Consider the following 13411-nt stretch of genomic DNA (forward strand, 5'->3'; position numbering starts at 1 on the left):
GATGCTTGGTCTTATTTAATTTTTTCTAATTTTTCTTTGGCAGTAGCTACGATTTCGTCTTTACCGTCATAATTGTCAATAATACTGAGCAGTGTGCTTTTTGCCTGCAGGTTATCTTTTAGCGCTACATAGTTGTCTGCGAGCAGTATGAACGATTTGGCTACCCAATAATCGTAAGAAGGCATGTTATTAATGATATCGAAACAAGTTTTTTGCGAGGTTTTGTACTCACGCTTATTGTACTGGATCTGTGCCAGGGTAAACTTAGACTCAGCTGCTGCAATGGTTTTGGTTTTTGTAGCCACGCTGCTGAAGGCTTTTACAGCTGAAACCGTATCTGCTTTTAACAGGTAGGCTTTACCGGCATAAAGGTCGGCACTGTTCAATTCTTCTTCTGAAGCTTTGTCAGACTCTTTGGTAAGCTGTACATATTTGAGCATGTCATCAGGACTGTTCAGCGCTGTGTAAGCTTTGAGCAGGTTGTTGATGGCAAAAGAGTAGTGTGATTTATAATCAGCAGTAGTTTCCAGTCTTTTCAGGTAAACAATGGCCTCATTGTATTTTTTCTGGTCCAGGAACAGCTTGGAAATACTGATCAGGGAACGTTCTGTATAATCGCTGGTCCAGTCGTTCAGAATAAACTCGTAGTCAGGCACAGCCTCATCCGGTCTGTTCAGTTTCACCAGTGATTCTGCCCTGATGAATTTTGCTTCTTTTGCATGGATCGCTTTAGGATATTTATCAAAATAGGCGTTTACACTTTCCACTGTACCCTGGGCATCGCCTTTGAGGTACCTGTTATTTGCTGCCTGGAATACGATGTTGTCCTGATCAGCTACGGTATAGTTACCGATAGGGGTGGTTGCTGCATATGCGATAAAGCCATTGGCATCGCCACGGTCCACATAGATATTCTTGATAGATTCCAGTGCCTGTTTGGCTTCTTCGGTACTGGCGTAATCAGTAATTACTTTCTTGAAGGTTTCCAGTGCAGCATCGTCCTGATCCTGGTTGTATTGTACCAGACCGATGGTTACCAACGCTCTTGGAACATAACTGCTGTTGGGATACTTGCTGATCAGGGCAGTTAAGTCTGTCCTGGATTTGTCCAGTTCACCTTTGTTGAAATAGGTGTAAGCAATTTCAAAACCTGCGTCATCCGCATAGTTAGATGAAGGGAATTGCTGCAGCAGGCTTTGCATCGTAGCGATCTTAGTATCGTTCTGCTCCTGCAGGCCCTGTATCATTCCTCTCTGGAACAGGGCATAGTCGTCACCGGTGGATTTATTACTGATGATCCGGTTGTAATACGTTAAGGCATTGCCATAGCTTTTATTGACAAAATATGAATCTGCCAAACGAATGGTGGCATCCACAACTGTGTTTTTGTCTTTATCATCGCCCGCCAGGAAGCGTTCGAAATAATTTGCTGCTTTTGAATATTTTTCATCTTCGAACGCTGCATAAGCCAGTGCATAATTGGCAAAATTATAGACTTTCGTTTTGTCTGCGCCCGGCATATCCAGGAATTTTTCAAAGGTTTTTACCGCTTCGCCAAACTTGCGAAGTTCATACATCGCTTCGGCCATCCAGTAAGTGCTCAGGGCGTGGATCTCTTTATCGTCCGGATAAGTATTTGAACGGATGAACATCGATAGCGCATTCGGAAAAGCACGTTCGTTATAGAATTCCAGTCCCCTGAAGTAAGTTACTTTCTGGTAGGCTTCTTCGGCTTCCGGTGATTTCTTTACAATTGGTTCCAGGATATCAATCGCTGCCTGGTAGTTTTTGCTGGTCAGCAGGATTTCTCCAAGCAGGGTTTTTGCTTCATTGATTTTTGCCGATCGTGGAAATTGTTTCAGGAAGTTCTGGGTTGATTCCAGTGCCTGCTGATTGAAATCCAGTTCGTAGCTTAAGCGTGCATAATTGATCCAGGATTCTTCCTGTATGCCTTTGTCAAACTCTAAACGTGAAGCCCTGAAAAACGCGCTTCTTGCTTTTTCTTTATCGGCAAGCTTGATGAAAGCACGGCCAAGAGTGTACATGCCGCTTTGAAGGTATACATCATCCGTATTTAACTGCGATAAAACGGTTACGGCTTCTTTGGTCTTGTTGTTTTGAAACAGTGCATAACCATACTGATAGATAAACAGGTTGTTTTTCTTTTCTGATTTGTCTTTTGAATAGAAATCCCTGAAATAAAGCTCAGCATTTTTAAAGTCGCCCTTCGCGAAATATGAAGCAGCAATCAGGCTCAGCATTTCTGCTTCAAACTGTTGTTTGGAACTTTTCAGGATCGGGATGGCATAACTGATCACATCATCATATCTCTGGTCCAGGTAATACATGGAAGTGATATAATAAGGATAGCTGGCCTGGTAAGTTGTAGAACCTTTTAACTTTTCGAAATTTGTAAGGGCAGTTTTGTAATCTTTATTCAGGTAATTGATATAGGCAAAGTAGTAGGTTGCACTTTCCTGAAAAGGCCCCTCTTCGTTTTTCACCTGCTCAAGCAGCGGTTCTGCTTTTGCGATGTCATTCTGCACAAAATAAGAATAGCCTTGTTTAAACTGGTACTCTGTACGTTGTTTTTTAGAGAGGGTAGAAGGATCAGTTTTTTCAAACCATTCCAGTGCTTTCACATAGTTCTTTTGTTCGAAATATGATTTACCAACATGGAAGAAGGCAAGTTTTGTATTTGGATTTAAGGGATAATCACGGATAAAAGTCTGAAACAGGCTTTCTGCGTCATTATTGCCTAGTTCAAGGGCGCAAACAGCGGCATAGAACTTCGCATTTTCTTTTAATAAGGATAGTTCTGAATTGCTTTCCTGCTGGGTTCCCGGTTTTGTTCTGAGCTGCTCAACCAGTCTGAACTGCTGAGCGGCAGCAACATATTTTTCATTATCGAGTAATTCAAGGCCAGTCTGATAATTTTTATTGAGGTTTACTAACGCACTTACCTGAGCATAACCCGTGGTCAGGTTACCGGCTAATAAAAGCGGAATAAAAAGGTATTTTTTCTGCATTTGGTTTAAATATATTGGGTGCTAATATAAAAATTGTAGAGACACTTGTTAACGATAGAAGTTAACAAGTGTTAATAACACTGTTTAACGTAAAGTTTGTAAGAATGGTATTAGGAAAGTTACAAAGAGGTTAATCTCTCTGAGAAGCAAGGAGATAGAGTACAGCCATTCTTACAGCTACACCATTTTCCACCTGATCCAGAATAATCGACTGTTTACTGTCTGCAACATCACTTGTAATTTCCACACCCCTGTTAATCGGGCCCGGGTGCATTACAATGATCTCTTTATCCAGGTTATCAAGGATCTGTTTATTCAGGCCGTACATCATCGCATATTCCCTTAGCGAAGGGAAATACTTGATATCCTGTCTTTCCATCTGGATCCTTAACATATTGGCTACATCGCACCAGTTTAAAGCCTTGATCAGGTTATGTTCCACTTTCACGCCCAGCGCTTCGATATGTTTTGGAATCAATGTTGTTGGTCCGCAAACCATTACTTCTGCACCTAATTTTTGCAGGCAAAGTATATTTGATATGGCTACTCTTGAATGCAGGATATCACCTACGATCACCACCTTTTTACCTCTTACCTCTCCAAGTTTATGACGGATAGAGTAGGCATCAAGCAGCGCCTGTGTAGGATGCTCATGCGCGCCGTCTCCGGCATTAACGATCTGTGCGTTGATATGTTTGCTCAGGAATACGCCGGCACCTGCATAAGGGTGCCGCATCACAACCATATCCACTTTCATGGCCAGGATGTTATTTACCGTATCAATCAGTGTTTCTCCCTTGCTTACAGAAGAAGAAGATGCGGCGAAGTTGATCACATCGGCGGATAATCTTTTTTCAGCAAGTTCAAAAGAAAGTTTGGTACGCGTAGAGTTTTCGAAGAAGATATTGGCAATTGTGATATCACGCAGGGAAGGGACTCTTTTGATCGGTCTGTTGATCACGTCCTTAAAATTATCTGCAGTTTCAAAAATCAATTCAATATCATTCAGGTTAATATCTTTGATGCCTAAAAGATGTCGTGTTGATAGTTTTTCTGCTGCCATTTTTTATTTATTTCGTTCTGATAATAAAATTACTTTGTCTTCACCCTCGGTTTCTTTCCAGCTCACTTTCACCAGTTGCGAATCCAGGCTATCTACCTGCTGCCCGATATAATCAGGTTCAATAGGTACATGCCTTGAAAACCTCCTGTCGATCAATACCATCAGCTCAACCTTTGCGGGCCTGCCGTAAGCCAGGAGTGCATCAAGTGCTGCCCTGATGGTACGGCCTGTCCACAGCACATCGTCGATGAGAATTACGTTACAGCCTTCAATGATAAAGTCTATGGTGTTGCTGCTTGCGGAAACAATGCCGTCTTTTCTTCTGAAATCATCCCTGAAAAAAGTAATGTCGAGATTACCTTTTCGGATATTTTCAGTTTTAAGAATATGAGTGAGTTCTTGTTTTACCCTGTCGGCGAAGTAGCTGCCCCGGGGTTGTATGCCAATAAGTACGGTATTAGAAAAATCGGTGTGATTCTCAATTAACTGATGACAAAGTCGCTTAATTGTGATTTGGAACTTATTACCGTCTAGCAGGGTTCTTTTTTGCATTGACAAATTGATTAGGCAAATATAAAAAATCGAATTGAATTACGGGGATGCATTTTCAATTAATTTGAACGGGGGATTCTAAACCGGCCCAAAATTATGCTAATTAATTAACTTTGAGGCATGGAGCATTCTATAATTTTTTTTGACGGAGTATGTAACCTGTGTACCAGCTCTGTGAAGTTTGTGATCAAACGGGACCGTCGGGATTTTTTCCGCTTTGCTACTTTACAGGGAGATATTGCTGCTCAGTATCTTGATGGTCCGGATGCAACTGAGGATTCTCCACCGGGTTCTGTTATCCTGCTGCAGGGAGGTAAGGTCTATAAACGTTCTGCCGCAGCACTGCGTATTGCCCGCCATTTAGGGTTTGGCTGGAACCTGCTCTACGGGTTTATGATCGTTCCGGCATTTATCCGTGATTTTGTATATGATCAGATTGCAAAAAGAAGGTACAGCATCTGGGGCAAAGAAGAAAGCTGTATGGTTCCTACAGCAGAGCTGAAGGCGAAATTCCTGTAAAACAAAAAAGCATCCCGGCTAGGGGATGCTTTTCAAATATATAAGCTTTAAGATTACTTAGCTTTGTTTTTGCTTTCTTCGCCTTCCATTTGTTCTTTCAATTGTGCAAGAACACCTAGATCACCAAGAGTTGATTTCTCAACTGAATCTTTAACTTTTTTAACTGCATTGCTGGATGCTTTAGCTTCTTTTTTCTTAGATGCTCTTTCTTCAGCAGCAACTTCAGCTTTAGCCTCTTCCCAGATACGGGCGTGAGAAACAACGATACGTTTAGCATCTTTGTTGAATTCAATGATTTTGAAGTCATTGGTTTCTTCAGCTTTGATAGTAGTACCATCTTCTTTAGCCATGTGTTTAGTTGGTACGAAACCTTCTACACCATATGGTAAAGCAATCACAGCGCCTTTATCAGTTACTTTAACAACAGTTCCCTGGTGGATTGAATCTAATGTGAAGATAGTTTCAAAAGTATCCCAAGGGTTTTCTTCTAATTGTTTATGACCTAAGCTTAATTTACGGCTGTCAACGTCTAATTCTAAAACAACTACATCTAATGTATCACCAACTTTAGTGAATTCGTTAGGGTGGTTAACTTTTTTAGACCATGAAAGATCAGAGATATGGATTAAACCATCGATACCTTCTTCAATTTCAACAAATACACCGAAGTTAGTCATGTTTTTAACTACAGCAGTATGTTTGCTTCCGATAGGATATCTCTCAGCAACATTTTGCCAAGGATCCTGAGTTAATTGCTTAATACCTAAGCTCATTTTGCGTTCATCGCGGTCTAAAGTTAATACTTCAGCTTCGATTTCATCGCTAACTTTAAGGAATTCCTGTGGACTGCGCAGGTTTTGTGACCATGACATTTCTGAAACGTGGATTAAACCTTCAACGCCAGGAATGATTTCTAAGAATGCACCGTAATCAGCTACAGTAACGATTTTACCTTTAACTTTAGATCCAACAACAAGGTTAGTATCTAAACTTTCCCAAGGGTGTGGAGTTAATTGTTTCAAGCCTAAAGCAATACGTTTTTTCTCGTCATCAAAGTCAAGAACAACTACATTGATTTTCTCGTCTAAGCTCAATACTTCTTTCGGATGCTCTATGCGGCCCCAAGAAATATCAGTAATGTGAAGTAAACCATCAACACCACCTAAATCGATGAATACACCGAAGTCTGTAATGTTTTTAACAGTACCTTCAAGTACCTGACCTTTTTCAAGTTTAGATACGATCTCAACTTTTTGACTTTCTAAATCGTCTTCGATTAAGATTTTGTGCGATACTACAACGTTTTTAAATTCGTGGTTGATTTTCACAACTTTGAATTCCATTGTTTTACCTACATAAACATCGTAATCACGGATCGGTTTGATGTCGATCTGAGAACCAGGTAAGAATGCCTCAACACCCATAATGTCAACGATAAGACCACCTTTAGTACGGCTTTTAACAAATCCGTTGATGATTCTGTCATTGTCAAGGGCTTCGTTGATAGATTCCCATGATCTTTGAGTTTTAGCTCTTTTACGAGATAAAATCAACTGACCATTTGCATCTTCAGGAGCTTCTACGAATACATCAACTGTATCGCCAATCTTCAAATCAGGAGTATCACGGAACTCAGAAGTTGATACTAAACCGTCAGATTTAAATCCTACGTTTAATACTACGTCTTTATTGTTGATTGATACAACAATACCGCTAATGATTTCACCCTGGTTGATTTGATTGAAAGTATCGGTATACATGTCTTCAAACTTTTTACGGTCTTCGTCAGAATATTTTCCGAAAGCTTTGTCGTCTGCATCCCAGTCAAAGTCTTGATCTGGTGTTGCTAAAGATGATTTGATCTGTTCGATCGATAATGAATCAGCTTCTGATTCAATAGTTTCTCTTTCAGTGAGACGGGCGTCTGCACCTTGTAATTCGGCTTTTTTAGCCTCTAGTTCTTTTTCTGCTACTTGTTTTTTTGCCATTAATCATTTAATCTCCTTTTCCCTTTAGGGACTGCAAAGATAGAAAATATTCTTTTTATTGAAAGAATATTTTAATAAATGTTGTTGATTTTGAACTGCTTGCCTGTAATAAGCTTGGATTCAAATGACAAAACGATAGATTTGAAGGAGCTAAATGGGTTAATCCTGATGAGGCAGGTGAGGTGTAACCTTATGGAGTGCAAATTCCAGTTGTTCTTCCTGTGTAATATCTGTGTTGTCAAGGATAATCGCATCTTCTGCGCGCACCAGCGGGCTTTCCTTGCGTGTGGTGTCGGCGTAATCGCGGTGTGCCAGATTTTCGAAAACATCTTCCAGTGAAGTTTCTGTATCGCCTTTGCTCTGTAATTCCTTAAATCTGCGTTCTGCCCTGATTTTTGGATCGGCCGTCATGAAAAATTTTACCTGCGCATCAGCAAATACAGTGGTGCCGATATCACGGCCGTCCATCACTATATTTTTGGATTTGCCCATTCGCTGCTGCTGTCTCACCATCTCTGTCCGCACTTCCTTTATCGCAGAGACCTCACTTACATTTTCTGAGACCGGCATTTTCCGGATTTCTTCTGACACTTCCTCACCGTTGAGGGTAATGTGCGATTCATAATCCCTGGAATGAAAGTTCAGCTCTATATGCTGTAGCGCATCCATGATCGCGTCATGATTGCTCATGTCTGTGTGGTTGCGCAAAAAATAGAGCGTTACCGCACGGTACATCGCACCACTGTCTATATAGATGAAGCCCAGTTTTTTGGCCAGCGCTTTTGCCAGTGTACTTTTACCGCAGGAAGAATAACCATCAATCGCAACAACCAGATTTTTTCTCATATGGCGCAAAGTTAGTCTTTTGACCCTTTTTTTAAAGTTTAATTGCCCTTTAATTACAGGGGGAAATTTTTCGGGCGGGCAGGAATAGGAGAGCTCAGGCACAATTCGCTCTTCACTTATATATTATGTTTACGTTATTCCCTGAAAAGAATTATTTTTGCTTTATGTTACCTGAAAGAAAAGATCTCATGAAAGCTGTTTCCTTTAAGACTTCGCGCAGCGGAGGCAAGGGAGGGCAGAATGTCAATAAGGTTTCGAGCAAAGTAGAACTGATACTCCACATCAGTTCGGCGGTATTTTTTAGCCCGGAAGAAAAACAGCTGCTGGCCGAAAGGCTGGCTCACCGTTTGGACCAGGATGGAAATCTTCATGTGATCTCTCAGGAAGACCGTAGTCAGCTCCTCAACAAAGAAAACACGGTAGACAAACTGATGGCGCTGCTGACGGCGGCGCTCCATGTGCATAAATTAAGAAAGCCCACACGTACCCCCCGTAGTGTTATCCTTAAAAGGAAAAGCGATAAGAAGTCTATTGCGCTGAAGAAAGAAAGCCGCAGGCGACCGAAACTGGATGCCTAGTCAAACCTGTAAAATAAACCAAGGGATCCCCATTGGTGCGCAATGGCAGAACTTTTAACTTCCCTGGTTTTAAATATTACACTGAAATCTACTGTGAAACGCTGTGAGCTGTAATCTGCTCCCAGTTGCTGCGCAAATACGACTGGTTTCTGGCTAAAAGTTACCGGGCTGTTATTGTTAAATAAACTGCCTTGTATGGTGGCGTCGTAGGCCACAAAGTTCAGCTGGGGTTTGGCATAAAAGAAAAATTCTCTTTTTACCAGTGCTTTTGTTTTGGCATGGTTGCCAATCACTGCATTGGTATAGGCAGAATTAAATAACTGGTTGAGCGCGCCTGTTCTGAAAAGCAATCCGGCACCCGCACCGGTAAAAGTTGTGCCAAGATTGGCATAGCCTTCAAAGGAGAACTCAACTGCATTATCTGCTATACGTGTCAGTAATTTTGTATACTGACCAGACAGGTTTAGTTGCAATTCATTTTTTATCTGGTAGTCCCATCCTTCGATATCATAGAAACCAAAAGTGCTGTGCAGTAATTTCTGGCCTGCTTCCCCGAGTGAATTTTTACCGGTAGTCCCGATTTGTGCACTGGCTTTAATTATACTTTCGTCACTGTAAAACCAGTTCATGGCACCTTCGGCATAGAGGTAACCTGCAAAGGGACGGTCCTGTGTGGCAGGATCAGGTGCATCTCCCGAATAAGGATTAAACATCTTCTGTCCCAGGGAAATCTCATAGGTCTTTTTTTCCAGGTTCTGTGGCAGTTTTTGCTGATCAAGCGCGTGGCGGAAGTTGAAGAACAGGCCATTGGTATAATAGCGGTCAGACCCCTGTCCAAGATATGAGTCATTGTCGCTCCTGAGGCCTAATTCATTTTTATATGTTTGTGATGAAGCTGCAGCAGATATTAATAGGAGGATAAGCAGGAGCGGATAACCGGAATATTTCATGTTTGTTCAAAAAAAAGCCCCGGTTATTCCGGAGCTTTAAAGATATGAGTTAAAATTTATCTGTGCAATTAGTTTGCTGAGAGTTTAGGTTTGATGCTCAGATCCTGCGGATCTTTCACTTTATCTTTGGTCAGCGCCAGGTCTATCACCTCTTTCATTTCTGTCACATAGTGGAAGTTGAGGTCTTTGATATAACTTTCTTTAATCTCCAGAATGTCCTTGCGGTTTGATTTACATAAGATGATATCTTTGATATTGGCTCTTTTCGCTGCAAGTATTTTCTCCTTGATCCCGCCTACTGGCAAAACTTTACCGCGGAGGGTAATCTCGCCGGTCATGGCCAGGTTGGATTTAACCTTGCGTTGAGTAAAGGCCGAGGTTAACGCGGTAAGCATGGTTATACCTGCAGAAGGCCCGTCTTTTGGCGTAGCTCCCGCAGGAACGTGAACGTGTATATCCCAAAGATCGAATAACTGGTTGTCGATGTTGAACGCTGCCGCATGAGCTCTCAGGTAGGCAAGAGCAATTACCGCAGATTCTTTCATGACATCACCAAGATTTCCTGTCAGGGTAAGCTTTCCTTTTCCGGGACTAAGACTGGCTTCGATAAAGAGGATGTCTCCGCCTACCTGGGTCCAGGCCAAACCAGTAACCACACCTGCTACTTCATTGCCTTCGTAGAGGTCTTTGTCGTAAATTGGAGCCCCTAATATGCGTTCTACATCTTCCAGGGTAAGCGTTGCCTCATACGTTTCTTCCATCGCAATTTTTGTTGCTACGCCACGTACCAGGGATCCAATTTTTTTCTCTAACCCCCTTACGCCGGATTCACGGGTATAATCTTCAATTACCTTTTCAATCAGGCTGTTCTTCAAAACAATATCTTTTGTTTTGATACCATGCTGGTCCTTTTGCTTTGGGAGCAGGTATTTTTTTGCGATCTCTATTTTTTCTTCGATGGTATAACCATTTACCTCGATGATCTCCATACGGTCAAGCAATGCCGGCTGTATATTACTCAGTGAATTGGCCGTAGCTATAAACAATACGTTAGACAGGTCGTAATCTGTTTCTACGTAGTGATCATTAAATGCATTGTTCTGTTCAGGGTCCAGCACCTCCAAGAGAGCTGATGATGGATCTCCCCTGTGATCCGAACCTACTTTATCAATCTCATCGAGCACAAAAACAGGGTTTGCTGCACCTGCCTTTTTGATGGACTGGATGATGCGGCCCGGCATGGCACCAATGTATGTTTTTCTGTGTCCGCGGATTTCTGCTTCGTCCCTGATGCCGCCCAGTGCCATACGAACGTATTTTCTGTTCAGTGCTTTGGCAATGGATTTGCCCAGTGAAGTTTTACCAACTCCCGGAGGGCCAACAAGGCAGATAATAGGGGCTTTCATATCCCGCTTTAATTTTAAAACGGCCAGATATTCAATGATACGCTGCTTTACTTTTTCTAATCCGAAGTGATCTTTGTCCAATACCTTTTGGGCACGTTTCAGATCAAAATTATCCTTGGTAAAATCATTCCAGGGCAAGTCCAGCAGCAGTTCAAGATAATTGATCTGCACAGAATAATCTGGTGCCGCCGGATTCATTCTTCCGAGTTTTTCCAGCTCTTTACTGAAATGGGCTTTCACCTGTACTGACCATTTTTTCTTCTTGGCGCGGACTTCCAGCGCTTCGTACTCAAGATCGGAAGAATTGCCTCCCAGTTCTTCCTGGATAGTTTTGAGTTGCTGGTTCAGGAAGTAATCCCTTTGCTGCTTGTCAAGGTCTGTACGTACTTTAGACTGAATCTGGTTTTTGAGTTCCAGCATCTGCAGCTCCAGGGTGAGCAGCTCCATTACCATCATTGCCCTGGCTCTCAGGTTTTCCATCTCCAGCATTTTCTGCTTGTCCTTTACATCTGCATTCATGTTTGAGGAGATGAAATTGATCAGGAAAGAAGTGCTTTCAATATTTTTAAGCGCCATAGCCGCCTCACTTGGAATATTAGGCGACAGCTGAATAATTTGTGAAGACATCTCCCTGATAGAGGCTACCAGTGCTTTAAATTCCTTATCTGTTTTATGTTTGGCCTCATTAAATTTACTGATGGTAACTTTAATATAAGGTTCAGATTGTACTTCTTCGATCAGGCGGAAACGTTGTTTTCCCTGGATGATCACGGTAGTATTACCGTCCGGCATCTGCAGCATCTTAATAATCTGTGCTACTGTACCCACTTTATTTAACTGCTCAAATGTGGGGTCTTCAATAGAAACATCCATCTGAGACACTACTCCAATAATCTTGTCGCCCTTGTAGGCTTCCTTGATTAATTTAATGGATTTGTCCCTGCCAACAGTAATGGGAATAACAACACCAGGGAACAATACAGTATTTCTAAGCGGAAGAATGGCTAATATATCCGGTGTCTCTTCGTTATTCATCTCATCTTCATCTTGTTGGGACATTAATGGAAAAAATTCCGTATCTTCATTTATGATGGGTAGTGCATTGCCAAAATCAAACTGATCTTTTATACTCATTAAATAGGCCTTTCTAAATAAAAAAACGACAATGTGACAGTGTGCCGCTTCAAAAAATATTAATTATATACAAATGTCTACAATTTCAACTGTTATGCCAAAGACTCAATATCGTATTTTGTCTGTTAAAAAGGCAGGAAATTAAAATATAATTGTCGTGCCTATCATAATTCCACTTTTTTAGCGTTTACCCATTGAATATTTATAAATGATATTTTAACTTTAGCTACTTAGGCTATGTTTTTATATCTTTATTCTTTATTAAATAAAATTTGATGAACTACATTAAAAAAGCGCTTGTACTACTTTTAGTTATTTATGCTCAAAACAGCTTTGCTCAAAGCGGAAGTTATGATAAGTTAGGGATGCAGGCTATGATGAAAGGCGATTACAAAGGGGCTGTAGCCCAGTTGGAAAAAGCTGATGCTAAAAGCCCGAACAACCCAAGCGTACTGAAGATGCTGGGATATTCTTATTTTCAATGTGGTAATTTTGAAAGCTCTATTGAGACTTACAGCAGGTTGATTACTGTTAAACCCTCTGACTACTCTGCTTACTATTACAGGGGTAAAGCCAGGCAGAATGTGGCAAATGATCCTAAGGAATCTTTAAACCAGATGCGGGAGACCTTTTATTTGTCAGCTATCAAAGATTTTACCAAAGCGATCGAGATCAATGGTGAGGAAGATACCCAGCTGTTGCAGAACAGGGGGCTTGCTTACAAAGATTATGCAATTTATAAATCTTATAAGATCAAGAAAAAGGCAGATAAAGAAGCTTGTATCGCCATCTTTAACAGTTCAATCGCTGATTTTCAAAAAGTTCTGATTGTTCAGCCATTGCGCAAGGACATTATCTCATTGATTGATTATGTGAAAGCACAAATTTCAAGTTTGAAATAACGTTTTCAGGTTGTAAAATACATAAGGGTGCTTCGTTTGGAGCACCCTTTTTTTATTTGAAAAAATAACGTGCAAGGAGTTGTACGATGGACATGCCTACAACCCAGAGAATCGTTTGAACCTTCGCAGAGTTTATCCTGTCAATCAGTTCAGTTCTCATATTGTTCATCTTCTCCGTCAGTGCGGTTCTTAGATTGTCGATCTTTTCTGTCAGTTCGGTTCTTAGCTTGTCGATTTTTTCTGTCAGCTCAGTTCTCATGATGACCATCTTCTCGGTCAGTTCAGCTTTTATGCCGTTCATTTTTTCCGTCAATTCAGTCTTTACATTGTTGATCTTTTCTGTTAGCTCGTTTTTCACCTCAGCGATCCTTCCGGTAAGTTCAATAAACTTGTGCGTGAGTTCCAAATTTAAATCGTTGAATTTAATTGTATTTTCAGTTTTCA

11 protein-coding genes are annotated in these 13411 nt (G+C 41.2%); 3 read left to right on the forward strand and 8 right to left on the reverse strand.

Features of this window, described 5'->3' with window-relative positions:
- Nucleotides 1-11 precede the first annotated feature (11 nt).
- The 3 genes from FN831_RS17280 to pyrR all read right to left on the reverse strand — a co-directional run bounded on the left by FN831_RS17280 (nucleotide 12) and on the right by pyrR (nucleotide 4644).
- Entirely contained in the window at nucleotides 12-3029 is a 3018-nt protein-coding gene (locus tag FN831_RS17280) for a tetratricopeptide repeat protein (RefSeq protein WP_142529446.1), read from the reverse strand.
- A 130-nt stretch (nucleotides 3030-3159) separates the two neighbouring features.
- Complete coding sequence (locus FN831_RS17285) at nucleotides 3160-4092, reverse strand: aspartate carbamoyltransferase catalytic subunit (protein WP_142529447.1); 933 nt, start codon at nucleotides 4090-4092, stop codon at nucleotides 3160-3162.
- A 3-nt stretch (nucleotides 4093-4095) separates the two neighbouring features.
- On the reverse strand, nucleotides 4096-4644 hold the full coding sequence (gene pyrR, locus FN831_RS17290) for a bifunctional pyr operon transcriptional regulator/uracil phosphoribosyltransferase PyrR (RefSeq protein WP_142529448.1): 549 nt from the start codon (nucleotides 4642-4644) through the stop codon (nucleotides 4096-4098).
- A gap of 120 nt (nucleotides 4645-4764) precedes the next feature.
- On the opposite strand from pyrR, the gene FN831_RS17295 reads away from it, so the two are divergent.
- Nucleotides 4765-5163: a thiol-disulfide oxidoreductase DCC family protein gene (locus tag FN831_RS17295; protein ID WP_142529449.1), complete on the forward strand. Its 399-nt coding sequence runs from the start codon at nucleotides 4765-4767 to the stop codon at nucleotides 5161-5163.
- 53 nt (nucleotides 5164-5216) lie between these two features.
- On the opposite strand, the gene rpsA is transcribed toward FN831_RS17295, so the two are convergent.
- Nucleotides 5217-7151: a 30S ribosomal protein S1 gene (rpsA, locus tag FN831_RS17300; protein WP_142529450.1), complete on the reverse strand. Its 1935-nt coding sequence runs from the start codon at nucleotides 7149-7151 to the stop codon at nucleotides 5217-5219.
- 159 nt (nucleotides 7152-7310) lie between these two features.
- Nucleotides 7311-7997 carry a (d)CMP kinase gene (gene cmk, locus FN831_RS17305; RefSeq protein ID WP_142529451.1) on the reverse strand — a complete coding sequence of 229 codons (687 nt, stop codon included), beginning with the start codon at nucleotides 7995-7997 and terminating at the stop codon, nucleotides 7311-7313.
- 164 nt (nucleotides 7998-8161) lie between these two features.
- On the opposite strand from cmk, the gene FN831_RS17310 reads away from it, so the two are divergent.
- Nucleotides 8162-8575, forward strand: coding sequence for a peptide chain release factor-like protein (locus FN831_RS17310; protein ID WP_142529452.1), 414 nt, complete (start codon nucleotides 8162-8164; stop codon nucleotides 8573-8575).
- On the opposite strand, the gene FN831_RS17315 is transcribed toward FN831_RS17310, so the two are convergent.
- Both FN831_RS17315 and lon read right to left on the reverse strand, forming a co-directional pair.
- On the reverse strand, nucleotides 8572-9525 hold the full coding sequence (locus FN831_RS17315) for a lipid A deacylase LpxR family protein (RefSeq protein ID WP_142529453.1): 954 nt from the start codon (nucleotides 9523-9525) through the stop codon (nucleotides 8572-8574). The two genes, FN831_RS17310 and FN831_RS17315, sit on opposite strands and share 4 nt — an antisense overlap.
- Nucleotides 9526-9593: 68 nt before the next feature.
- Nucleotides 9594-12065, reverse strand: coding sequence for an endopeptidase La (gene lon, locus FN831_RS17320; RefSeq protein WP_142529454.1), 2472 nt, complete (start codon nucleotides 12063-12065; stop codon nucleotides 9594-9596).
- A 275-nt stretch (nucleotides 12066-12340) separates the two neighbouring features.
- On the opposite strand from lon, the gene FN831_RS17325 reads away from it, so the two are divergent.
- Complete coding sequence (locus FN831_RS17325; protein WP_142529455.1) at nucleotides 12341-12967, forward strand: tetratricopeptide repeat protein; 627 nt, start codon at nucleotides 12341-12343, stop codon at nucleotides 12965-12967.
- Nucleotides 12968-13019: 52 nt separating this feature from the next.
- On the opposite strand, the gene FN831_RS17330 is transcribed toward FN831_RS17325, so the two are convergent.
- Nucleotides 13020-13373, reverse strand: coding sequence for a hypothetical protein (locus FN831_RS17330; protein WP_142529456.1), 354 nt, complete (start codon nucleotides 13371-13373; stop codon nucleotides 13020-13022).
- Nucleotides 13374-13411 lie beyond the last annotated feature (38 nt).

This window comes from Pedobacter westerhofensis (genome assembly GCF_900182595.1).
GTDB lineage: Bacteria > Bacteroidota > Bacteroidia > Sphingobacteriales > Sphingobacteriaceae > Pedobacter > Pedobacter westerhofensis.